Origin of the sequence: Mycobacterium sp. DL99, from assembly GCF_004762045.1 — a bacterium.
GTDB lineage: Bacteria > Actinomycetota > Actinomycetes > Mycobacteriales > Mycobacteriaceae > Mycobacterium.
Genome location: NZ_SJOM01000007.1, coordinates 5,645,134 through 5,667,464 on the forward strand (window position 1 = coordinate 5,645,134; position 22,331 = coordinate 5,667,464).

The 22,331-nt window shown below is 66.4% G+C and carries 20 protein-coding genes; 14 read left to right on the forward strand and 6 right to left on the reverse strand.

The window, feature by feature from the left end:
* Positions 1 to 23: 23 nt before the first annotated feature.
* The 3 genes from EYZ64_RS27635 to EYZ64_RS27645 are packed head-to-tail and all read right to left on the reverse strand — an operon-like array spanning position 24 to position 3,340.
* Positions 24 to 839 carry an HAD-IIA family hydrolase gene (locus tag EYZ64_RS27635; RefSeq protein ID WP_135458591.1) on the reverse strand — a complete coding sequence of 272 codons (816 nt, stop codon included), beginning with the start codon at positions 837 to 839 and terminating at the stop codon, positions 24 to 26.
* A gap of 25 nt (positions 840 to 864) precedes the next feature.
* Positions 865 to 2,145 (reverse strand): amidohydrolase family protein, encoded by a 1,281-nt coding sequence (locus EYZ64_RS27640; RefSeq protein WP_167857993.1) that lies wholly within the window; start codon positions 2,143 to 2,145, stop codon positions 865 to 867.
* The gene (locus EYZ64_RS27645; protein ID WP_135458595.1) at positions 2,135 to 3,340 is read right to left on the reverse strand and encodes a diaminopropionate ammonia-lyase; all 1,206 of its coding nucleotides are present in this window, start codon (positions 3,338 to 3,340) and stop codon (positions 2,135 to 2,137) included. Before EYZ64_RS27645 ends, EYZ64_RS27640 begins: the two co-directional genes overlap by 11 nt.
* A 75-nt stretch (positions 3,341 to 3,415) precedes the next feature.
* On the opposite strand from EYZ64_RS27645, the gene EYZ64_RS27650 reads away from it, so the two are divergent.
* The 3 genes from EYZ64_RS27650 to EYZ64_RS27660 all read left to right on the forward strand — a co-directional run bounded on the left by EYZ64_RS27650 (position 3,416) and on the right by EYZ64_RS27660 (position 6,373).
* Positions 3,416 to 4,048, forward strand: coding sequence for a GntR family transcriptional regulator (locus tag EYZ64_RS27650; RefSeq protein WP_167857995.1), 633 nt, complete (start codon positions 3,416 to 3,418; stop codon positions 4,046 to 4,048).
* Positions 4,045 to 5,184, forward strand: a complete 1,140-nt coding sequence (hisC, locus tag EYZ64_RS27655; protein WP_286175165.1) for a histidinol-phosphate transaminase — start codon at positions 4,045 to 4,047, stop codon at positions 5,182 to 5,184. The genes EYZ64_RS27650 and hisC overlap by 4 nt, the downstream gene beginning before the upstream one ends.
* 70 nt (positions 5,185 to 5,254) lie before the next feature.
* Positions 5,255 to 6,373: a pyridoxal phosphate-dependent aminotransferase gene (locus EYZ64_RS27660; RefSeq protein ID WP_286175166.1), complete on the forward strand. Its 1,119-nt coding sequence runs from the start codon at positions 5,255 to 5,257 to the stop codon at positions 6,371 to 6,373.
* A gap of 24 nt (positions 6,374 to 6,397) precedes the next feature.
* Here the strand turns inward: EYZ64_RS27660 and EYZ64_RS27665 are convergent, their stop codons facing one another.
* A complete protein-coding gene (locus EYZ64_RS27665) occupies positions 6,398 to 7,450 on the reverse strand; it encodes an alpha/beta hydrolase family protein (protein ID WP_135458603.1) in 1,053 nt (350 codons plus the stop codon).
* Between the two features lie 246 nt (positions 7,451 to 7,696).
* Between EYZ64_RS27665 and EYZ64_RS27670 the strand changes: the two genes are divergently transcribed.
* The 6 genes from EYZ64_RS27670 to EYZ64_RS27695 are packed head-to-tail and all read left to right on the forward strand — an operon-like array spanning position 7,697 to position 14,283.
* A complete protein-coding gene (locus EYZ64_RS27670) occupies positions 7,697 to 9,178 on the forward strand; it encodes a peptide ABC transporter substrate-binding protein (protein ID WP_167857997.1) in 1,482 nt (493 codons plus the stop codon).
* A 2-nt stretch (positions 9,179 to 9,180) separates the two neighbouring features.
* Entirely contained in the window at positions 9,181 to 10,104 is a 924-nt protein-coding gene (locus EYZ64_RS27675) for an ABC transporter permease (RefSeq protein WP_135458607.1), read from the forward strand.
* Positions 10,097 to 10,984 carry an ABC transporter permease gene (locus EYZ64_RS27680; protein WP_135458609.1) on the forward strand — a complete coding sequence of 296 codons (888 nt, stop codon included), beginning with the start codon at positions 10,097 to 10,099 and terminating at the stop codon, positions 10,982 to 10,984. Before EYZ64_RS27675 ends, EYZ64_RS27680 begins: the two co-directional genes overlap by 8 nt.
* Complete coding sequence (locus EYZ64_RS27685; protein ID WP_135458611.1) at positions 10,981 to 11,985, forward strand: ABC transporter ATP-binding protein; 1,005 nt, start codon at positions 10,981 to 10,983, stop codon at positions 11,983 to 11,985. The genes EYZ64_RS27680 and EYZ64_RS27685 overlap by 4 nt, the downstream gene beginning before the upstream one ends.
* Entirely contained in the window at positions 11,975 to 13,027 is a 1,053-nt protein-coding gene (locus EYZ64_RS27690) for an ABC transporter ATP-binding protein (RefSeq protein ID WP_135458613.1), read from the forward strand. Before EYZ64_RS27685 ends, EYZ64_RS27690 begins: the two co-directional genes overlap by 11 nt.
* Positions 13,024 to 14,283 carry a metal-dependent hydrolase family protein gene (locus EYZ64_RS27695; protein WP_135458615.1) on the forward strand — a complete coding sequence of 420 codons (1,260 nt, stop codon included), beginning with the start codon at positions 13,024 to 13,026 and terminating at the stop codon, positions 14,281 to 14,283. Before EYZ64_RS27690 ends, EYZ64_RS27695 begins: the two co-directional genes overlap by 4 nt.
* Before the next feature lie 49 nt (positions 14,284 to 14,332).
* Here the strand turns inward: EYZ64_RS27695 and EYZ64_RS27700 are convergent, their stop codons facing one another.
* Together EYZ64_RS27700 and EYZ64_RS27705 are read right to left on the reverse strand one after the other, a co-directional pair.
* On the reverse strand, positions 14,333 to 15,784 hold the full coding sequence (locus EYZ64_RS27700; protein WP_502702991.1) for a PH domain-containing protein: 1,452 nt from the start codon (positions 15,782 to 15,784) through the stop codon (positions 14,333 to 14,335).
* A complete protein-coding gene (locus tag EYZ64_RS27705) occupies positions 15,781 to 16,275 on the reverse strand; it encodes a PH domain-containing protein (RefSeq protein WP_167857998.1) in 495 nt (164 codons plus the stop codon). The genes EYZ64_RS27700 and EYZ64_RS27705 overlap by 4 nt, the downstream gene beginning before the upstream one ends.
* A gap of 149 nt (positions 16,276 to 16,424) precedes the next feature.
* Here EYZ64_RS27705 and EYZ64_RS27710 point away from each other — a divergent pair, with 149 nt between their 5' ends.
* The 5 genes from EYZ64_RS27710 to EYZ64_RS27730 form a co-directional block, all read left to right on the forward strand.
* Positions 16,425 to 17,348 (forward strand): SDR family NAD(P)-dependent oxidoreductase, encoded by a 924-nt coding sequence (locus EYZ64_RS27710; RefSeq protein WP_135458618.1) that lies wholly within the window; start codon positions 16,425 to 16,427, stop codon positions 17,346 to 17,348.
* Between the two features lie 2 nt (positions 17,349 to 17,350).
* On the forward strand, positions 17,351 to 18,535 hold the full coding sequence (gene moeA, locus EYZ64_RS27715) for a molybdopterin molybdotransferase MoeA (protein ID WP_135458620.1): 1,185 nt from the start codon (positions 17,351 to 17,353) through the stop codon (positions 18,533 to 18,535).
* A gap of 35 nt (positions 18,536 to 18,570) precedes the next feature.
* Positions 18,571 to 19,269, forward strand: coding sequence for a phosphatidylserine decarboxylase (locus EYZ64_RS27720; protein WP_135458621.1), 699 nt, complete (start codon positions 18,571 to 18,573; stop codon positions 19,267 to 19,269).
* Positions 19,266 to 20,147, forward strand: coding sequence for a CDP-diacylglycerol--serine O-phosphatidyltransferase (gene pssA, locus EYZ64_RS27725; protein ID WP_286175169.1), 882 nt, complete (start codon positions 19,266 to 19,268; stop codon positions 20,145 to 20,147). Before EYZ64_RS27720 ends, pssA begins: the two co-directional genes overlap by 4 nt.
* Position 20,148: 1 nt before the next feature.
* Positions 20,149 to 22,331 (forward strand): AAA family ATPase (locus EYZ64_RS27730; RefSeq protein WP_135460296.1); only part of this gene is annotated, 2,183 nt, incomplete at its 3' end.

The window sequence follows — 22,331 nt, forward strand, 5'->3', positions numbered from 1 at the left end:
GACCAGGACCACGACCGGGACGGCTACAGCTCCAACAGTTCAGGAAGGTCGGCGACCGAGTCGATGACGTAGTTGGGTTGCATCGCGAATTCGTCTGCGGCCCAACGGTCCAGCGTGGCCTGACGGAACTTGCCGGTACGCACCAGCACGCCTGCCATCCCCACCACCTGCGCGGCCAGCACGTCGTTGTTGAGGTCGTCGCCGATCATGTACATCTCTTCGGGGTCGACGCCGAGGCGGTTCGCGGCGGCCAGGAACCCTTCCGGGGCCGGCTTGCCGACGGCGGTGGCCTTGCGGCCCGAGGTCTCCTCCATACCGGCCAGGTACATGCCGGTGTCCACCCGCAGTCCGTCGGTGGTAGTCCACGCGGTGCTGCGATGCATCGCCACGACCGGCACTCCCTGCGCCATCCAGTCGTAGACCCAACTCAGCGTGAGGTGGTTGTACTCCGGCCCGGCCCCGCCGAGCAGCACCACGTCGGGGGTGTCAGGTGCGGCCGGTCCGGTGAAGTCACTCGAGTAGACGACGTCGACGCCCGGCATGTCCTCACCGATCTGCCCGCTGTTGACCAGGAAACACCGGGCGCCGGGATAGCGGTCGCGCACGTACTCGGCGGTCAGCGCCGCCGCGGTGATGACTTCGTCGGCGGCGACGTCCATGCCGGCCGCGGTCAGCAGGTCGGCGATCTGCGCGCGGGTACGGGTAGTGGTGTTGGTCAGGTAGGACCGGGCGATCTGGTTCTCGGCCAGAACCCGCAGCGTCTGCGCTGCGCCGTCGATGGGCTGCCAGGAGGTGACCAGCACACCATCGATGTCGAACAGCACTCCACCGATAGCCATGCAGCGACAGTAAACGCCCGCGATTTCAGCGCAACTCGGGGCTGGCACCTTTCGCCGCGACGCCGCGTACGACGAGTGCGGCTGATTCGAGCACAGTGATGTCCCGGTGCGGATCGGCCGGATAGGCAACCAAGTCGGCGAAGCTCCCGACGGCCAGTCTCCCGCTTACCCCCGGCAGCCGTGCCGCCGCCGCTGCGGTCTCGGTCCCGGCGCGCAGCGCTTCGCCCGCGGACATACCGGATTGGGTAAGGAGGCGTAGTTCGGTGGGCAGGGCGTCGAAGGGTGTCCATCGCCAACCGGCGTCCGTACCCGCCACGATGGTGACACCCGCGTCGATGAGGTCCCGCGTGTCGAGCAGGTCGTTTCGTTGCCGACGGGTCCACACCTCGCGGATGGCCGCCGCGGCGGGAGCTCGGTCCAGCACGTAGTGGCCCACGCTGAGTGTCGATACCACCACCGCCTCATGGTCCACGAGTTCGCGTGCCACCTCGGCACGTATTCCGGCATCGATCCGCCGATCGCCGGGAGAGCGGAATTTCGCGTGCTCGATCACGCGAATGCCGACGGAGAGGACCTGCCGAATTGAGTTGGCACACAGGCAATGAGCAGTCACCGGAAGGTCGGCTGCTCGACTGGCCGCGACGATTCTCTCGAGCTCGGCTGTTGTGAACGCGGCATCCCAGGGATTCGATCCCGTTGTACCGCCACCAGAGGCCATGACCTTAATCTGGGTTGCCCCGGCAGCCGCGAATTTCTCCACGAGTTTCTCCAGTGCGAACCCGCCCGATGCTTCGCCGCCCATCCGCGCGGCGTGCCCTCCCGGCGGTGTCAGCGGCGCACCGGCCGGATAGAGCCGGGCTCGGTCTGACGCCGGCCACGCATCCCGGGCGATCTCGAAGATGAGCGGTGCGGGCCCACCACAATCGCGAGCTGTGGTCACCCCGACGCTGAGAAGCGATTCAAGTGCGTGACGTGCGTGCGCACGGCATTCGCCGTTGTCGACGGGGCCGGCCACGACGTCTGAATCGCCTTGGGCCGGCTCAGTGACGTGCACATGCATGTCGATGAACGACGGACCGGCGACGAGCTCACCGAGGTCGATCGTCGGCGCCGTCGGCCAACTCGACGGAGCACGATCACACCCCGGGCTGACTTCTTCGACAAGGCCGCCCCGCACCAGGATCGCGGCCGGTTCCGGGCGTGGTTGACCATGGCCGAGTCGGATGCGACGGCCGACGACAATGGCTTCCGCTACCGATCGAACCTCCGATTCCGCCGAACGGCCGTCTTCCGATTCACCCGGCATGGATCGTCTCGCCGCCGGGTTGGACCGTGTCCTCGTCGCCGGCGATGGTGGCGGCGTAGGCATCTGGATCCGCCGCCCCCTCGGTGTTCAAGATCAGGACATGGTCGTACGCCTCGCCGGCTTCGGTGGCGCCGTCCCGGTGGTGCCGGAAGTACGCCGTCGCGCCGGCAAGCGATGCCGCCCCGCTCTCACCCGACTCGACTCCTACGTCGGCCAACTCCCGCATGGCGGTTCGGGCATCGTCGTCGTCGACCGTTATCGCGGCATCGATCGATCCGTAGAGCTCCCCCCATGCCAGCAGCGACGGAACACCGCAGTTGAGCCCCGCCATTATCGAACGATGTGGGCCCGGGACCTCAACCCGCTTGCCTTCGCGTAGCGATTTGGCAATGCAGTCGGCCCCTTGCGGTTCCACGGTCGCCAACAAGGTCCGGGGCCGGGATCGGAAATGGCGGGCGACCGCCGCGGCGAGAGCCCCCACGCCGGCCGGTGCAAAGACTGCCAGTGACTCGGCAGGCTGGACGCCGCCGGCATCGAGCTGCTGTTGGATTTCGGCCATGATGGTCGCGTAGCCCGCGATCACCGCCGCGGGGACGTCCTCATAACCCGGCCATGACGTGTCCGAGATCAGCACGTAGTGGGGGTTTCTCTGGGCCTGGTCGGCGACGAACTGCACAGTGTCGTCGTATGAGGCGTACGCCACGACCACGTCGGCGCCTTCAGAACGAATGGCGTCGATCCTTGGTCTGGAAATGGTGCTGGGCACATAGACGACAGCGCCGAGACCAAGATCGCGCGCTATCCGCGCGACAGCACGGCCATGGTTGCCATCGGTGGCACATGTCAACGTGAATTCGCGTCCGCTCACCCGTCGCCGGAGATGGGCGAAGCTGCCTGCCGGGGGCTTCCCACACAGCGCACTGAGTGTCAGGTTCACCGCCCACGAGGCCCCGAGGATCTTGAACGACGGCAGGCCGAAGCGCTCCTGCTCGTTCTTTACCCAGACGTTCTTGACGCCCATCGATTCCGCAAGCGTGGGGACATGAACCAGCTCAGTCGGCACATAGCCGGGCATTGTCGTGTGCCATCGACGGCAACCAGGCCAGTAGTCGTCCGGCGAAGCAGTCAGCGCCAGCTCGCGGATGACGGATGCCGACCGTGCTATTGGGGTTATCTCGACCACCAAATCCTCCATTGCCTACTGTATTCAGTCTACTGTTGCGGTACAGTACACACCCGAGGAGGGATTGCAATGGTCGTAGAGAGACATTTGCTCCGCGACGCCGTTCAGTCTGCGGTTCTGGACAAGTTGCTTCGCGGCGATTACCCCGTCGGCACGCGAATCAATGAAGTTCATCTGGCGGCAGAGCTCGGCGTAAGTCGCACACCGTTACGCGAGGCACTGTCTGCCCTCGCCAACGATGGCCTGATCGAAGCGCGCCCGAGCCGCGGATTCTGGCTGTCGCCGTTGACTGACACGGAGGTCCGGGAGACCTACCCCATCATCTCCGCGTTGGAGCAGTTCGCGTTGCGGACGTCCGATGCCGCCCAGCTCGCCGCGATCGCACCGCGGCTAGGTGACCACGCTCGCGATATTCAGCAATCGTCGAACGCTGTCGTGGCGCAGGCCGCCGATGACGAGTGGCATGACCTGCTGATGAGCGCCTGCCCGAACGGGCGCCTGAAACGCCTTATCTGCGACCAGAAATTGGTGGTGCACCGCTATGAGCACGCGTACCTCAGTGACCCCTCCGCCCTCGGGGAGTCAGCCGGACAGCACACACGTATCGCGGACGCGATAGCGGCAGGTGACATCAAGGAAGCCTGCCGCGAGCTGGACCGCAATTGGCTGACCGGGATGGAACGACTCATCGAGCGCATCAACGGCGGCGGCGCCGGGTGACAACCATAGGGACATCGCGACGACAGATTTCCATTCGGGACGACTTGGCGGGTTTGGCAACCTACACGGCAGCGTCTGCACTCAGCGGAGTTGTGCACCGTCTCAACAACAATGAGAGCCCGTACCCGCCGCCCGCCGACGTGTTGTCCAACATGCTCGCCGAGCTGAAACAAGCCCTCGAAGGCGCGCACAGATACCCCGACACGACCGTTACCGGTCTACGGGAGTCGTTGGCCCGCTACGTTGGCCACGACATACAACCCGCTGAGGTCTGGGCCGGCAACGGCTCCAACGAGGTGTTGCTTCAGCTGCTCCTCGCCTACGGTGGCCCCGGGCGCCGGATCTTGGGTTTCACCCCCGACTTCGGCATGCACCGGCAGCTGGCAGCCATCACGGGAAGTGAATGGCACGACGGGATGCGAGCAGACGACTTCACGTTGACTGCCGAGCACGCCCGCTCCGTCATCGCACGGGTGCGTCCCGACATCATCATGGTCTCGAATCCGAACAATCCCACCGGAATGCCGCTGCCGCCGGACACCATCGAGCAGCTCGTCGATGCGGCCCGGGACTCGATCGTCGTGGTCGATGAGGCGTACCACGAGTTCGCCCGCACACGGTCGGTCGTGCCACGCATCCACGAACATCAAAACCTGGTCGTCGCCCGGACACTGTCCAAAGCCTTTGCCCTCGCGGGCGTGCGAATCGGGTACATCGTCGCGGCGGAGGCTCGCATACACGACCTACGGATGATGTCGTTGCCGTACCCGGTCAGCAGCCTCGCCGCGGCGACAGCGAAAGTCGCTCTCGCTCACGCCCCACGGCTACTCGAGCGGATTCCGGCCATCCTCGACGAACGTGACTGGCTACGAGCAGAATTGGAAAGCCGAGGGTTCAGGACGGCCGACAGCGACGCGAACTTCCTTCTGTTCACTGGCATGACGTGCTCCGAGAGCCTTTTCGAAGATCTGGCGGCCGCCAAGATCGCCATCCGCAATGTCGGACCGGCAGGATGGCTGCGCGTCTCGATCGGCACGCCTGCAGACAACCGAGCCTTCCTGGCAGTACTGGACCGCGCCAACCCCGCCAGCGCGTCCTTCACCGATTCTGAGGAGCGCAACGATGATTACCGTTAGCCGCACAGTCAATGCCGTATCACCTTCGGCCACAATGGTAGTCGCTGCCAGGTCGGCACAACTGCGAGCAATGGGACGACACGTGCTGTCGCTGGCCGCCGGCGAACCCGACTTCACGCCTCCCGATCATGTCCTCGAAGCAGCTACTGAAGCGTGCTCGGCACGCGCGACCCATCGCTACTCCGGATCATCAGGCCTGCCAGAGTTGAGGGCGGCGATGGCGAGCGCCATGGCCGGAGTCGCCGGCCCGGACGAGATCGTGGTGACCAACGGGGCCAAGCAGGCCGTATATATCGCCATGGCAGTCCTTCTCAACCCCGGCGACGAGGTCCTGATACCAACCCCGTACTGGACGACCTACCCAGAGGCCGCACGTCTGGTCGGGGCGGAACCGGTATTCGTGCCCACCGATCCGGAAGGGAAGGTAGTCGTCGAGTCCTTGGAGGCGGCCTGGACGGACCGCAGCCGCATCGTGGTGATCGGCTCGCCGTCCAATCCGACCGGCGCGGTGTACTCCGCCGAAGAACTCGGGGCGATTGCCGAGTGGGCCCTTCGCCGGGGTCTCCTCGTACTCAGTGACGAGGTCTACGAACACCTGATCTTCGATGGCCGTGAGTTTGCGACCATCCGCGAGGTCAGTCCGGAGATCGCGGCGGCCACCGTCACCGTGCACGCAGTCTCGAAGACTTATGGAATGACCGGCTGGCGAGTGGGTTGGCTGCACGCTCCCGGGCCAATTGCCGCTGCGGCGGCAAAAGTGCAGTCGCACTTGACATCCAATGTCAGCAACATCGCCCAAGCGGCCGCGCTGGCCGCCCTGCGGGGTGGACTTGAGCATGTTCCGGCCGCAGTGGCCGCGTTCACCCGTCGCCGCGACCTCATGCTGCAGGTGCTCGACGGACTGCCCGGTGTCCACACCGCTGAGCCCGCCGGCGCGTTCTACTGCTTCCCGGATGTCTCCGAGGTGCTGAGCAGAGGCGTCAACGGGCGTCAGTTCGCCGACAGCATCGAGTTCGCCACCTACCTTCTCGACGAACTCGGGATCGCAGTGGTCCCCGGCGAGGCCTTCGGCGCACCCGGCCATATTCGACTCTCGTTCGCCGCCAGCGACCGCGACGTGGTGGACGCCATGTCGGGTCTCCAGCGGCTGCTCGGCGGTTGGAGTGACGAGACAGGCCACACCCACTGAAAGCAGTCCAGCGCACGCGGACTGCTAGACAACGTCTTTCAACCACCGGAGGATAAGGCCGGCGATCTGGTCTGAGTTGTCGTCCCACATGGACATGTGCGTGTTACCGGTGATGCCACTGGCAGGCAGGTCGATCCAGGTGACGTTGCCACCCGCCGCCTGCAGCCGGTCGGTGTACTCGCGGGTCGAGTTCCAGAGATCTCGCCACCCGGCGGCCGGCTCGTCATCGATGCGGTCACCCCAGATCACCAGGTGCGGAATGTGTTTGATCGGACTCAGATCAGTGCCGGCCGGAACCGCTGAACCGCTCGGTTCGACCGCGATGTGCGCGACCACGCGATCAGGGTTCCCCACGACGGTGGCGAATGCGTCCGGCCCGGAGGCACTGTGGGAGAGCAGAATGCCGCGACCGAGCCGCTCGAACAGCGCGTCATAAGCGGGCAACCGCAGATCGTCCGACAGCTTGTACCGCGGAATCACCTGTCGCATCGATTGATCGAACGCGTCGACCGGGAAGCGCGTTCCCGGATACGCCGTGCGACTCCCCGGGTCCGTCGCGTACCCGCTGCCCGGCCCGATCCGGAAGATGTCCCAGATCTCCGCCTTGGTGCGGAACAGGGGCTCGCTCGGATAGACCTCGGGATAGCGGGCCGACGGCGCTCGGCCACCACCGACCGGGTCGCAGACGACCGTGTCGTATCCATCGCGCAAGAACCGCTCCTGCCAACCCGCACGCCCGTCGGGCGTGCCTTCGTAGCACACCCCGGATAGTCCGCCGCCGGGCCAGAACACGACCGGGGCCTCGGTGCGCGGGTTGTCGAGTCTCACTTCGTGCGCGTACAGCTGCCCGATTTCGATGTCGCCGTTCGGATCAACGGTCGCCGCGGGCACGCCGGCCGCGGTGAACATCGGCCGGGTCGCCTCGCCGCGCACCGACAGCGATCGTCCGCCGACATGGAAGCCCGACATGCTGCGGACCCGCAGCGTCGCTGCCTCACTTCCACATCCGGCCGCGGCCAAGGTGGATGCACCCACCATGCCGATCCCAGCGCCTTTCAGGAGCGTACGTCGTTGCATCGGTGCCCTTTCCATCGTTCGACAACCACCACGAATGCAGCCACACGACCGTCCGCCGACCGGTGATCAAGTTCACCGAATCCCGCAGAAAGCCTTGACACGGGCCAAAATGTAGCACACTGTATTCAGAACACAGTAGCGGGAAAGAGGGCCATGCGACGACTCATAGGACTAGCGATCGCGGCGATCGCCATCAGTGCGACTGCATGTGGAAATGGAGGTTCCGGGGACGCGTCGAGCGGCAAGATGTCGGTCGCGATCCTGGAACCTTCATCGCTGATGCCAGCAAACTATTCGGAGGTGTACGGCTCGCAGGTCGTGACATCACTGTTCACGCCGCTGGTGACGTTCGATCCAGGGAGCAATGAAACGAGACTCGGGGTCGCTTCCGAGATCAAGAGCGCCGACAGCCAGCACTGGGATGTGCGTATCGCCCCCGGCTGGACGTTCCACAACGGCGAACCGGTGACGGCTTCCTCATTCGTCGACGCGTGGAACTTCAACGCCAGCCGCGATGCGGCCCAGCTCAATTCATACGTGTTCAACAACATTCAGGGCTACGACGACGTCTCCGCAGGCTCAGCGACCGCGATGAGTGGTCTTCGCGTGATTGACGACAAGTCATTCCGGATCGACCTGAAAACACCCGACTCGCAGTTCGAGATCATGCTCGGCTACCCCGCCTTCTCACCTCTGCCGACAGCGGCCTTCAAGGATCCGAAAGCATTCGAGCGGGCGCCGATCGGTAACGGCCCCTTCAAGATGAACGGGGAATGGGTCCACGACCAAGAGATCCAGATGACCCGGTTCGACGAGTATGCCGGCACTCCGGCCAAGGCCTCGTCTCTGACCTACCGGATCTACCAGAGCTTCGACACCGCGTACAACGACCTGGTCTCCGGCGGGGTCGACATCGTGCCGGGGATTCCCGCGTCGAAGGTCGACGAAGCGCGGCGAATCCTCGGCGGGAACTACGAGGAGTTCGGCAGCGGGCGATTGGAGTACCTCGGATTCCCGCTCTCTTCATCGCAATTCGATTCCGCCGACGTTCGTCACGCCGTCTCGATGGCCATTGACCGGCAGACCGTCAGCAACGCCGTATTCGCGGGCACTCGCGAGCCCGCAACCGGCTACGTGCCCAGCCTCGTGCCGGGGGCAGCGGCAGACGCATGCGGCCAGACATGCACGCACGATCCCGAGGCCGCCAGACGCCTCTTCGATCAAGCCGCGAACAACCGCATCCGTGATGGATTCTCGATCGCGTACAGCACCGACAGCCCCGACAATAAGCCCTGGGTCGAGGCTGTGGCCCGGCAACTGTCGGACAGTCTCGGTATTCAGGTCACGCCGAAGCCGTATCCAACCCTGGCGGTGGTACTCGAAAAGCTGGGCAACGGATCGGTCGACTCCGCGTTCAGAACTGCCTGGACCTTCTACTACCCCAGCATCGGGAACTATCTCGAGCCGGTCTTCGGTGCCAAATCTCCCGAGAACTTCTCCGGCTACCAAAACCCTTCCTTCGAAGAGAAATTGGCGAGCGCCAAAGGCTCCGCGTCGGCAGATCAAGCGCGCGACACCTACCTCCAGGCAGAGCAGATCGTGCTCAAGGACATGCCCTACGTCCCGCTGTGGACACAGCGGGTCCCGGTAGGTAGCTCCGAACGCGTCACCGGCGTGCACATGGACGCCTTCCGCAGGATCCATGTCGAAGACGTCGCGTTCAACTGATCATGGTCAAATACATCCTCGGTCGCGCGCTGCAAACGCTCAGTGTGGTGTTCGGCGGCACAATGGTGATCTTCGCTCTAGCCTTTGCACTGCCGACCAATCCGGCGGCCGCACTCGCCGGTGAACGAGCCGCGGATCCGGCCTTCGTCGCCGCCATCGAGAGCCGTTACCACCTCAACGAGCCGCTGTGGCGCCAGTACCTGTACTACGTGCAAGGGCTTCTGCACGGAGACTTCGGCCAGACCGTCACCGGCCAGCCGATCGCGCCCATGCTGGCCGAACGGCTCAGTGTCAGTGCACAACTCGCCGCCGTTGCGGTACTCATCGCGTGTGTCCTGGGGATCGGTGCCGGCATGCTGGCCAGCCTCAACCGCCACCGCACCATCGACCACATCGTCCGCGCAGCCACCCTGGCCGGATTGTCCATCCCGTTCTTCGTCATCGCGTTCGTTCTCCAACTCGTCGTCGGCGTAAAGCTCCAGTGGCTTCCCGTGTCGGGTCTGGAGGCCGGATGGAAGAGCTTCCTGTTGCCCGGATTCGTTCTGGCAGTTGCCTCGACGGCCTACATCACACGACTTACCCGATCACAGCTCATCGAGCAGCTGGACGAGGACTACGTCCGTCTCGCCACGGCGAAGGGGCTCGGACGTTGGCGCGTCGTTCGGCATCACGCGTTGCGAAACAGCCTCATCCCGGTGGTGACGTTTGCCGGCATCGAGTTCGGAGCGCTGTTCGGCGGGGCGGTCATCGTCGAACTCATCTTCAACATCCCCGGCCTGGGACAGGCTCTCGCGCGCGCGATCTACCTCGGCGACAAACCGGCGGTGGTGGGCATCGTGACCGCGATCATCTTGGTCTACGCACTGATCAACCTGGCAATAGACGCCATCTACCTCCTCCTAGACCCGAGGATTCGTCATGCATAACCTCGACCTGTCCGCTCCGCCCGTCGAAGAGCCGGCAGGTGGACACCGGCAGCGGTCCTGGACCCAGCTACGTCAGTCCCGGCAGGCGCAGATCGGAGCCTTCCTCCTTCTGCTGATGATTGCCCTGGCCGTCATGCCCGGGCTGTTCGCGCCGTACAGCAGCAGCGACTGCTCTCTGAGCGAATCCCTGCTCTCCCCAAGTCCACAACATCTGCTCGGTACCGACCTGCAAGGTTGCGACGTTCTGACGCAATCGATCTACGGCACGAGGGCAAGTCTCACCGTCGGTCTGCTCGTCGCTCTGTTCACCGGACTTCTCGGCGGAGCAATCGGGGCCATCGCCGGCTACGCCGGCGGCTGGATCGACACCGTCCTGACCAAGATGACCGAGATCGCTCTGTCGATCCCGCTGCTCCTGAGCGCGAGCGTGCTCCTGACTCTGGTCGGAAACGGCGGCCTGGCCGCAGTGGTGATCGCGCTGACCCTCAGCGGCTGGCCCCCGGTTGCGCGGATCATGCGTGGGGCCGTGCTCGAGGTCCGGCATCGCGACTTCGTGCTGGCTGCCCGCGCGACGGGCGGAACCCACAGCCGGATCCTTGTGCATCACGTTCTGCGAAACAGCCTGGCGCCCTGGTTCGTTGTCGTGACCACGAACCTCGGACTCTTCATCACCTACGAGTCGATCGTCTCGATGCTCGGAGTAGGGCTCCAACCGCCGACCATCTCGTGGGGCCAGCTCATCTACGACGCTCAGAGCCGCTTCCTCGATGCGCCCCTGCCGCTTCTCGCACCAGCCGGATTTCTCACCGCCGCCGTCTTCGCCTTCATCCTGATCGGCGACTCGCTGCGCGACGCACTCGATCCCAAGGATGCGAAATGAACTCCAAATCGACGAGTATGCCCGTCGTTTCACCCGAACAGCGCGGGAAATCACAACAACCAGCCCTGATCCTCGACAACCTGCGCGTGTCACTGCGCGACGGCACTCCCCTCCTGCGAGGGGTGGATCTCGAGGTCAAGGCCGGCGAGGGGCTTGCACTTCTCGGCGAGTCCGGTTCGGGAAAGAGCCTCACCGCCCAGGCGGTCATGGGGCTTCTGCCCAAAACCTGCACGGTCGAAGGCCGCATCGAATCAGATGGCCTCGACCTCCGCGGCCTCACCCCACGTCAGATGCAGTCCGTGCGTGGCGCTCGGATCGGTCTCGTCTTCCAGGACTCACTGTCGGCACTGAACCCGGTGCACCGTGTCGGTGCACAGATCGGTGAGGCACTTCGCATCCGGCAGGGACTGTCGCGCATACAGGCCCGAGAGCGCGCATTGGAACTCATGCGCCAAGTCCGCATCCCCGACGCAGAAGCCAGGTACCGAAGCTATCCGCACCAGTTCTCCGGCGGGATGCGCCAGCGGGTCGCCATCGCGATTGCCCTGGCGCAGTCGCCGCGGATCCTGATCGCCGACGAGCCCACCACCGCCCTCGACCCGACGGTGCAATTGCAGATTCTGCACCTGTTGAAGTCACTGCAGGAGCAACTCGGCATGGGCCTGATCCTCATCACCCACGACCTCAAAGCGGCGGCAGCGATCGCTGACCGGGTGGCTGTCATGTACGCGGGCCGCATCGTCGAGACGGGACCGACCCGGTCTCTGCTCGCGCGGCCACACCACCCGTACACCGCAGCCTTGCTACGCGCCATCCCCAGCCCGAACCGGCGCGCAGGGCAGCTCGATGTCCTGCCGGGAGGACCACCCGAACTCACTGCCGGGCTCACCGGATGCCCGTTCAGATTCCGCTGCAGCGAGGCCATCGAGATCTGCTCCACAACCGATCCCCAACTGAGTCCACGAGCCTCTGAGGGAGCGTGTGCGTGCCATGTCGAGTGAAACCATTTCCAAGCCGGCGGCAGAGCCGATGCTGAAATTGCGGGCTGTCCGACGCCACTACAAGGTCGCCCGCGGGTTGGGTCGTCACCAACTGCTCCGCGCCGTCGACGGTGTCGATCTCGAAGTGGTGCGCGGCGAGACCCTGGGCCTGGTCGGCGAATCCGGCTGTGGCAAATCAACGTTGAGCCGGCTCATCGTCGGCCTGGACCGCCCCACCGAAGGTGAGATCCATGTCGGCGGGACCGAGGTCGGCCAGGCCGATCGGCGAACCCGGCGGCAGCTGACGAAAACTGTCCAGATCGTCCTGCAGGATCCCTACACCTCGCTCAATCCCCGGATGAGCGTCGGCGCGATCATCGGCGAACCCCTTGTCGTGCACAAGCTCGGAGACAAGCAGTCGATCCATCGCCGGGTCTCGGAGATGCTTGACCTGGTGGGGCTTTCGGCCAAGGTCGCGAGCCGTTATCCACACGAGTTCTCGGGCGGCCAGCTTCAGCGCATCGGCATTGCGCGCGCACTCGCCGTCAATCCGTCGGTACTCGTCTGCGACGAGCCGGTATCGGCATTGGACGTCCTGGTCCAGGCCCAGATACTGAACCTACTCGCCCTCGTGCGCGACGAACTCGACTTGACCTGTGTCTTCGTCGCCCACGATCTCGATGTCGTTCGCCAGATCAGTGACCGGATCGCGGTGATGTACCTCGGCAAGATCGTAGAGGTAGGTCATGTCGACACAGTCCTGACGACACCGCAGCACCCCTACACCCAGGCGCTGCTCGGTTCGGTCCCGACCTTGGACGCCGCCGGACGCGGACTGCCGACGCCAACACTCATCGGTGACCCCCCGAGTCCGATCCAGCCCCCATCCGGCTGCTCGTTCGAGACGCGTTGCCCGGTGGCAGTCGACGAATGTCGGGTCCGGGCACCGTCTCTCGATCCCGTCGACGGTCACGCCCACCGCGTCTCGTGTCACCTCGTACCCAGCACACCTCGGCGCACGCCGACACACTCCCGGACCCATCAACAGGAAGGTAAGGAATGAACACAGTAGAAACCGAAACCCAATATGCGATACGGGCGAAGCGCGTTCTCGATCCGGAGCGGGACACGTATCTGGAGGATGCCGTTGTCGTCTTGAGCGGCGGCAAGATCGAGTCGGTAGTCGACACTCCCCCGCCCGGTGCCGTGGTCGTCGATCTCGGCGATCGCACGCTGCTTCCCGGTCTCATCGACTGCCACACACATATGCTGCTGCGGCCGGAGGACCAGGTATGGCCTCCTGCAATCCTTTTCAAGACCCAGGTGTACCGCATGATCGAAGGAGTGGCGGCCGCGGCGCGCGCGCTGGAGATCGGCATCACCAGCCAGCGCGACACCGACAACGAGCAGGTCTGGCACGGGGATACGGCTCTACGCGACGCGATCGCCGCCGGCACGGTTCCCGGCCCGCGGATGTGGGTTGCCACCGACGCGATCTCCATCACCGGCGGCGACATGAGGATCGACGACAAGGTCAATCCGGAGCTCAATCTGCCCGATGTCGCGGCGATGGCCGACTCACGGGACGCCTACATCGGCGAGGTTCGCCGCCAGATCAAGATCGGCGCCGACTGGATCAAGATCTACTGCACGAGCACTCGCAAAGATGTCGAGCCAGAGACGATGGAGCCGCTGCATCAGTTCGACATCGAGGATGTTCGGGCAATCGTCAAGGAGGCGAAGCGATTCCGTCGCGACGTCGCCGCGCACGCCTATGGCGGACACGGTGCGCAGGCCGCCATTCACGGCGGCGTGCGCACACTCGAGCACGGTCCACTGCTGCTTGAGGAAGACCTGCAGGCGATGCTCCAGATCGGCACCTACTGGGTACCGACGATGCAGACGTATTACAAGCGCCAGAACACCGATTTCGAGAAGCGCTTCGTCAAGCGACACGAAGGTGCGTTCAAACGAGGCCTCGAACTCGGTGTGAAGATCGCGTTCGGCACCGACATCGGGTCGTTCCCGCACGGGGAACAACTCGACGAGTTCGACTTGATGGTCGAATACGGCATGACGCCATTGCAGGCGATTCAGTCTGCCACCACCGTGGCGGCCGAGGTCCTGCGTCAGGACGGCAAGATCGGCTGCCTGCGGGCCGGCGCATATGCGGACCTGGTCGCCGTCGACGGGGATCCACTGCAGAACATCGCCGATCTGAAAGCGACGTGCTTCGTGATGAAGGAGGGGAAGGTCCACCGGGACGACGATCGGGTCACGACCGACGTCAAAGACCTCGCCTGGGTTCCGTCGCGCTAGCGGCAAAGCGGCCGGCACTGGCACGAATTGCGTGCCGGTGCCGGCCGCATCAACTCTCAACCCAACCGTTGTCGGCCACCCAGGGCGTAGCGGCCACCGCCACCGACCATGCCTGTTCGGCCGGCACATCGAGCACCTGGTAGTGCTTCTCCCCCGCCGCCGTCGCGGCGATCAGGGTGGCCACCCCGGCGCGACGCTGAAAGAACGTCTGCCGCACCGTCCATCCGATGATCCCGGCGGTGTCCAGGTGATCGCGGCGGCGTTCCAGACTTCCGGCGCGAGCCACCAACCAGCCGTCGCGCACCAGGTGGCCCAGGGACCGCGACCGGTCCGCGGCCACCAGCCCCGAACACCCGACCAACAACACCCACAGCACCCAGGCCCACGCCGGCACCCCGACCACGAGCATCCCCAACCCGACCACCGCGGGCAGCACGAGGGCACGAGTCCAGCGCCGGCGCATCGCCGCCGGTCCGTGGGTGACCAGCGGTGCTTCCACTACGCCGGGGTTGTGGACCAACTCGGCCAGCACTGATCTGGCGGTGGCCGCAGGGCACGGTGGCAGCAGGAGCGAGGCCTCCCCTTCGCCGCCGACGCCGGTCATCACCGCATCGAGGCGGGCACCACCGAAGGCACGGACCAGCAGTGGCTCACGTAGTGTGCCGCCGCGCATCCGGCGCATGTCGTAGGTGTGTTCCCGCAGCCGCAGCAGGCCGTGCTGCAGGTGCAGTACGTCGGAATCTCTGCGCAGCACCAGATTCCCGTAGGTGAGCAAGGACCGCAACACCGAGAGCACCACCGAGGCCACCAGTACGACCACGACGCCAACCACCACGCTGATCAGGACGCCCAGGCGTTCTGCGACCGCGATACCGGACTGGGCTATCGCCGAGTTTCGCAGTGCCACACCCACTCCGGCTTGATAGATCACCCCCGTCGCGGCGGCGATCATCGCCAGGCCGGTCAGGCTCAGCGGGCTGTAGCGCAGCCAGGACGGCTGCCACCGGGCCAGCTCCCGGCCCGCCGGAGCATCGGCGACCGGGACGGCATCGGCCAGCAGGATCGCGCGCAGCCTCGGCACCTGCTGCGCCTCGACCGCGTCCAAGGCGAACTGGGTGTCGCCCTTGGCTTCCTGGCCGGTGCTGATCCGCAGCACGGTCAGCCCGAGCAGCCGGTGCAGTAGCCGGGCATCGGTGGACACCGACCGGATCCGGTTGCGCGGCACCGACAGCACCTTGCGCTGCAACAGCCCGGTGCGCAGTTGCACCTCGTCCGGTTCGATGCGGTAGCTGGTGGTGAACCACCGCGCCAGACCGACGGCGATGGTCAGGGCGATGGCCGCGATCGTCCACCCCGAGTTGCCGGTCGCCGAGCCCAGCACCACCGCGCCGATCAGCAGCGGAATCTGCTGCAGCACTTCATGAACCGGGTGGACCAGGAGCATACGCGGGCTCAGCCGGCGCCATGTCGGCTCGGTGGCCCGCTCGGCGGGCGTGGTCACGTGGCGTCCTGTTCACCGATCGCCGCGATGTCGGTCAGCTGCGCCACCACCCGCTCGGCGACGTCGTCATCGAGCGCCACGATCCGTACGGCCCCCGCCGAGGACGCCGTCGTCACCGTCACGTTGGCCAGGCCGAACAACCGGTCCAGCGGACCCCGGTAGGTGTCCACGGTCTGCACCCGGGAGATCGGCGCGATACGACGCTCCTGCACCAGCCACCCGGTGCGGGTGTACACCGCCGGCGTCCCGGACCCGACGTTGATGTCCCACCGGTGCACGCGGTAACGCCACATCGGCACCACCGCGATGAACAGCACCGCGCCCAGGACCGTGACGATCGCGGCCGCGCCGTGCAACCACAGCATCCGAGAGTCGATTGCGAACCAGATCAACTGCGCGAATGCCAGCACCGCCCACGGGACAGCTGCGCTCAACGCCCACACCAGTGGTGCCTTACGGCTCGGCGGCTGGGCCGGATCGATCAATTTCACCGGGCGAACACCGTCTTCCAGTCTGTTTCGTTCCACGTGGACAACGGGATCTGCGGCACGGTTGGACGGCCGGCAGGTTCCGCATGGCTCCCAGACTGCTATGGCGCCGGGGTGCCGTCCAGCACCCAGATTCCGTATGTTCAACACTCATGAGCGCCAATTCCAAATGGACCGAGGCCGACGTCCCCGATCAGTCCGGCCGGGTCGCGATCGTCACCGGCTCCAACACCGGTCTGGGCTACGAGACCGCCCGTGTGCTCGCCACCAGAGGCGCGCACGTCGTCATCGCGGTACGCAACCTGGACAAGGGCCGTCAGGCCGTCGACCAGATCACCGCCGCCGTACCGAAGGCCGACCTCAAACTGCAGCAGCTGGATGTGGGCTCGCTGGATTCGGTCCGGACCGCTGCCGACGAGCTCAAGGCCGCCTATCCGCGCATCGACCTGCTGATCAACAACGCAGGCGTGATGTACCCGCCGAAGCAGACCACCATCGACGGTTTCGAGCTGCAGTTCGGCACGAACCACCTCGGCGCGTTCGCTTTGACCGGACTGCTGCTGGATCACCTGCTCCCGGTGGACGGATCGCGCGTCGTCGCGGTCGCCAGCATCGCCCACGACATCCAGGCCGGCATCCACTTCGACGACCTGCAGTGGGAACGCAGCTACAACCGCGTCGCCGCGTACGGGCAGTCCAAGCTGTCGAACCTGTTGTTCACCTACGAGCTGCAGCGGCGTCTGGCTGCCAAGAACGAGCCGACGATCGCCGTGGCCGCTCATCCTGGGATCTCGGACACCGAACTCACGCGGCACATCCCCGGCGCCGGGCTGCCGGGCGTCAGCAAGATCACCACCCTCCTCGTCAACAGCGCGCTGAAGGGCGCCCTGGCCACCTTGCGCGCCGCAACCGATCCCGGCGTGCGGGGCGGCCAGTACTACGGACCGGACGGGTTCCGGGAACTCCGCGGCTACCCGAAGCTCGTGACCTCCAGCAAGCAGTCGCATGACGAGGAGTTGCAGCGCCGGCTGTGGGCGGTGTCCGAAGAGCTCACCGGCGTCAGCTTCCCGGTGTGATGATGCGGACCGTCGAAGAACACCAGAAGGTGGTCGCGGGTCTGATCAAATCCCGCGCACCGCAAGATCTTCCGCTGAACGACGCGCTCGGACTGGTGCTGGCCACCGATGTCGTCGCCCCGCTCTCCCTGCCCGGCTTCGACAACTCCGCGATGGACGGCTACGCCGTCGTCGCCGATGACGTCGCGGGCGCCACCGAGGACACCCCGGTGCGGTTGCCGGTCGCCGAGGACATCCCGGCCGGGCGCACGGACCCGTTGACGCTGCAGCCGGGAACCGCGCACCGCATCATGACCGGGGCTCCGCTGCCGTCCGGTGCCACCGCAGTGGTCCCGGTCGAGGCCACCGACGGGGCGACGGACACGGTGACGATCCGCGCGGCCGCCCGTGGCCAGCACATCCGCCGTGCCGGTGAGGACGTCACCGCGGGGACGGCGGTGCTGCGCGCCGGTCAGGTGATCACCCCGGCCGCTCTCGGACTGGCCGCGGCGCTGGGACTGGCCACATTGCCCGTGCTGCCGCCGCAACGTGTCATGGTGATGTCCACCGGCACCGAGCTCGTGGCTCCGGGCACCGAACTGCAACCGGGCCAGATCTACGAGTCGAATGCGGTGATGCTGGCCGCGGCGGTCCGCGACGCCGGCGCCCAGGCGACGATCGCCCCGATGTCCGCCGACGACGTCGACGCCTTCCGCGCCGCACTGACCGCGCACGCCGGCGATGCCGATCTGATCATCACCACCGGCGGGGTGAGCGCGGGCGCGTACGAGGTGGTCAAGGACTCACTGTCGGATCAGGTGAAGTTCGTGAAGGTGGCGATGCAGCCCGGCATGCCGCAGGGCGCGGGCACCGTCGACGGAGTGCCGATCATCACGCTGCCCGGCAACCCGGTCAGCGCGCTGGTTTCTTTCGAGGTGTTCGTCCGTTCACCGTTACGTGCCGCGATGGGCCTCGCCGAACCCGACCGGCCGCGACGCACCGCGCAGCTGACCGAAGATCTGACGTCGCCGCGCGGAAAACGGCAGTTCCGGCGGGGTGTGCTGACCGGAGATTCGGTGAGCAGCTACGGTCCGCCGGCCTCGCATCATCTGCGTTGGCTCGCCTCGGCGAACTGTCTGTTGGAGATCGGCGAGGACATCACCGAACTCACGGCCGGGTCGACGGTTCCCGTCTGGGACCTGAGCTAGCAATCCCGACGCCGCCCGCACGTAGAATCCTCCCGATGGCCAGACGCCCCGACCTCCAGTCCGGACCAGAACGCCTTGCGGCGCTGGTGCGATCCAGTGTTCCGCCGATGCATTCGGCGGGCCTACCGTTTGTCGGCGCCAGCCTCGCCGTCGCGGCCCTGGGCCGCAAGCACCGCTGGGTGCGACGGGCCGGCCTGCTGGCCGCCGGGGCGAACGCGGCGTTCTTCCGCCACCCGCCCCGGGTACCGCCGACCCGCCCCGGCGTCGTGGTCGCCCCCGCCGACGGGCTGGTGTGCCTGATCGAGGACGCCGTCCCACCGGCCGAGCTGGGCCTGCCCGATACCCCGCGGCCGCGGATCAGCATCTTCCTGTCGGTCCTCGACGCACATGTGCAACGGGCGCCGATCGGCGGTGACGTGGTGGCCGTGCAGCACCGCCCCGGGCGCTTCCATTCGGCCGAGCTCGAAGCCGCGAGCGAGGACAACGAACGCAACAGCGTCGTCATCCGCACCCCTGAGGGTGCCGAGGTGATCGCCGTGCAGATCGCCGGGCTCATCGCCCGGCGCATCGTGTGCGACGCGCACGTCGGCGACAAGCTCGACATCGGCGAGACCTACGGGTTGATCCGGTTCGGCTCCCGGCTGGACACCTACCTGCCTGCTGGTTCGAAACTGCTCGTCACCCGGGGCCAGCGGACGCTGGCCGGAGAAACCGTCCTGGCGGAGTTGCCATGATCAAACCCCGCATGCGACCCCCGTCGTTGATCAAGGGACGCATGAAACCGCCGCCGTTCAGCGTGCGGATGCTGCCCAGTGCCATGACGGTGGCCGCCATCTGCCTGGGCTTGTCGGCGATCAAGATGGCCCTCGACAACCGGCCCACCGAGTCGATGGCGTTCCTGGCGGTCGCAGCGATCCTCGACGCGCTCGACGGCCGGGTCGCGCGGATGCTCAATGCCACCTCCAAGATGGGCGAGGAGATCGACTCCCTGGCCGACGCGGTGAATTTCGGTGTCGCCCCGGCCCTCATCGTCTACGGCACCCTGCTGTCGCACTCGCGGGTCGGGTGGATCGTGGTGCTGCTCTACGCGGTGTGCATCGTGTTGCGGCTGGCCCGGTTCAACGCATTGCTCGACGTGGATCAGCCTGCGTACGAGAAGGAGTACTTCGTCGGGATGCCCGCCCCGGCGGGTGCGCTCGGCGCGATCGGACCGCTGGCGGCCAAGATGCAGTTCGGCGACGGTTGGTGGACCAGCGAGTGGGCCGTGTCGATCTGGATGATCGGCGTCTCGCTGCTGGTGGTCAGCCGGATCCCGATGCGCAAGATCCACACGTTCGCGGTGCCGCCGAACATGGTGGCGCCCTTGCTCGCCCTGGTCGCGATCGGCGTGGCGGCGTCCGTCTTCTACGGCTACATCGTGATCATGGTGATCATCGTGGCCTACGTGATCCACATCCCGTTCGCGGTACGCACCAAGAAGTGGGTGGCCAGCCACCCCGAATCATGGGACGACAAACCGCAACAGCGCCGTGCGACGCGGCGCGCGATTCGCCGGGCACAGCCGCACCGCCGGTCGATGGCCCGCCTGGGACTGCGGAAGCCGGGCCGCTGACATGTCGCAGCTCGAGGTCGATGAGGATCACGCGCTCGGGCATCTGCGTCTGACGGCACGGCTGAACACCTCGGCACTCGACTCGCGTCGCGGGGTGGTCCGGCTGCATCCGGAGGCGATCGCCGCCCTGGGAATCCGCGAGTGGGACGCGATCTCGCTGACCGGGTCCCGCACCACCGCCGCAGTCGTCGGCATCGCCCCCGGCGGTACCCCGACCGGAACCGCCCTGCTCGACGACGTCACGTTGTCCAACGCCGGGGTGCGCGAAACCGCCACGGTGATCGTCGCGCCGGTGACGGTGTACGGCGCGAGGGCCGTCACGGTGAGCGGGTCGAGGCTGGCGACCGACTCGATTTCGTCGGCGACGCTGCGCCAGGCGCTGCTGGGCAAGGTGATGACGGTCGGCGACACGGTGTCGCTGCTGCCCCGCGATCTGGGGCCGGGAACGTCGACCTCGGCGGCCACTGCGGCGCTGGCGTCCTCGGTGGGCATCACCTGGACCTCGGAGCTGCTGACGGTCACGGGGGTCGATCCGTCCGGACCCGTGAGCATTCAACCGAATTCGGTGGTGTCGTGGGGATCGGGCCTCGAGCCGAGCACATCGGATTCCACCGGGGCGCACACGATCAGCCCCGCGCGCGCCGAGCCGGCGGTCAGCTTCGATGACCTCAAGGGCTCCCATACCCAGGCCGGCAAGCTCACCGAATGGCTCAAGCTGTCGCTCGATGAACCTCAACTTCTCGAAACCCTGGGCGCCACACCGAATCTCGGTGTTCTGGTAACCGGTCCCGCCGGCGTCGGCAAGGCAACGATGGTGCGGACGGTGTGCGCCGAGCGGCGGTTGGTGGAACTCGACGGGCCGCAGGTGGGGGCACTGGCCGCCGACGACCGGTTGCGCCGGATATCCGACGCGGTCGCCACGGTGCGCGACGGTGGTGGGGTGCTGCTGATCTCCGACATCGACGCCCTGCTGCCGGCCTCCACAGACCGGGGCCCCGAACCGGTCGCGGCCCTGATCATCGCCGAACTACGTGAGGCCGTGGGAACCCGCGGCGTGGCGTTCATCGCGACGTCGGCCGTTCCGGTCGGGGTGGACCCCCGACTGCGGGCGCCCGATCTGTGTGACCGTGAGCTCGCCCTGACCCTGCCCGATGCCGCCACCCGCAAGGCGCTGCTGGAGGTGCTGCTGCGCGGCGTGCCGGCCGCCGAGTTGGATCTGGGTCAGATCGCGGACCGCACACCAGGTTTCGTGGTTGCGGATCTGGCCGCCCTGGTCCGTGAGGGCGCGCTGCGGGCCGCATCGCGGGCCAGCGCCGACGGCAACGAACCGGTCCTGTGGCAGGAGGACCTGGCCGGGGCGCTGACCGTGATCCGCCCGCTGTCGAGGTCCGCGACCGAAGAGGTGTCGGTCGGCTCGGTGACGCTCGACGACGTCGGCGACATGGTCGAGACCAAACAGGCCCTCACCGAGGCGGTGTTGTGGCCGCTGCAGCACCCTGACACGTTCCAGCGGCTCGGCGTGCAGCCACCGCGTGGTGTGCTGCTGTACGGCCCGCCCGGCTGTGGCAAGACCTTCGTGGTGCGGGCCCTGGCGAGTTCCGGGAAGCTCTCGGTGCACGCCGTCAAAGGTGCTGAGCTGATGGACAAGTGGGTCGGCTCATCCGAGAAGGCGGTGCGCGAACTGTTCGCCCGGGCGCGTGACTCGGCGCCGTCACTGGTGTTCCTCGACGAGATCGACGCGCTGGCGCCCCGGCGCGGGCAGAGCTTCGATTCCGGGGTGACCGACCGCGTGGTGGCCGCCCTGCTGACCGAACTCGACGGCATCGAACCGATGAACGACGTCGTCGTGCTGGGTGCGACGAACCGCCCCGACCTCATCGACCCCGCGCTGCTGCGGCCGGGACGGTTGGAGAAACTGGTGTTCGTCGAGCCGCCGGATGCCGATGCGCGCCGCGAAATCCTGCGCACCGCAGGCAAATCCATTCCGCTGGCCCCCGATGTCGACCTCGACGCCCTGGCTTCCGAGCTGGATGGCTACAGCGCGGCCGATTGCGCGGCGCTGCTGCGGGAGGCGGCCTTGACGGCGATGCGCCGGTCCATCGATGCCGCCGATGTCACCGCGGCCGATGTCGCCAAGGCTCGCGAGACCGTGCGGCCGTCATTGGATGCAGCGCAGGTGGAGTC

Excerpts from the sequence above, each read along its gene's own strand:
- EYZ64_RS27635 (WP_135458591.1), bottom strand. The coding sequence starts at position 839 with ATGGCTATCGGTGGAGTGCTGTTCGACATCGATGGTGTGCTGGTCACC.
- EYZ64_RS27640 (WP_167857993.1), bottom strand. The coding sequence starts at position 2,145 with ATGCCGGGTGAATCGGAAGACGGCCGTTCGGCGGAATCGGAGGTTCGA.
- EYZ64_RS27645 (WP_135458595.1), bottom strand. The coding sequence starts at position 3,340 with ATGGAGGATTTGGTGGTCGAGATAACCCCAATAGCACGGTCGGCATCC.
- EYZ64_RS27660 (WP_286175166.1), top strand. The coding sequence starts at position 5,255 with ATGGGACGACACGTGCTGTCGCTGGCCGCCGGCGAACCCGACTTCACG.
- EYZ64_RS27665 (WP_135458603.1), bottom strand. The coding sequence starts at position 7,450 with ATGCAACGACGTACGCTCCTGAAAGGCGCTGGGATCGGCATGGTGGGT.
- EYZ64_RS27670 (WP_167857997.1), top strand. The coding sequence starts at position 7,697 with ATGTCGGTCGCGATCCTGGAACCTTCATCGCTGATGCCAGCAAACTAT.
- EYZ64_RS27675 (WP_135458607.1), top strand. The coding sequence starts at position 9,181 with ATGGTCAAATACATCCTCGGTCGCGCGCTGCAAACGCTCAGTGTGGTG.
- EYZ64_RS27680 (WP_135458609.1), top strand. The coding sequence starts at position 10,097 with ATGCATAACCTCGACCTGTCCGCTCCGCCCGTCGAAGAGCCGGCAGGT.
- EYZ64_RS27685 (WP_135458611.1), top strand. The coding sequence starts at position 10,981 with ATGAACTCCAAATCGACGAGTATGCCCGTCGTTTCACCCGAACAGCGC.
- EYZ64_RS27690 (WP_135458613.1), top strand. The coding sequence starts at position 11,975 with ATGTCGAGTGAAACCATTTCCAAGCCGGCGGCAGAGCCGATGCTGAAA.
- EYZ64_RS27695 (WP_135458615.1), top strand. The coding sequence starts at position 13,024 with ATGAACACAGTAGAAACCGAAACCCAATATGCGATACGGGCGAAGCGC.
- EYZ64_RS27710 (WP_135458618.1), top strand. The coding sequence starts at position 16,425 with ATGAGCGCCAATTCCAAATGGACCGAGGCCGACGTCCCCGATCAGTCC.
- moeA (WP_135458620.1), top strand. The coding sequence starts at position 17,351 with ATGCGGACCGTCGAAGAACACCAGAAGGTGGTCGCGGGTCTGATCAAA.
- EYZ64_RS27720 (WP_135458621.1), top strand. The coding sequence starts at position 18,571 with ATGGCCAGACGCCCCGACCTCCAGTCCGGACCAGAACGCCTTGCGGCG.
- pssA (WP_286175169.1), top strand. The coding sequence starts at position 19,266 with ATGATCAAACCCCGCATGCGACCCCCGTCGTTGATCAAGGGACGCATG.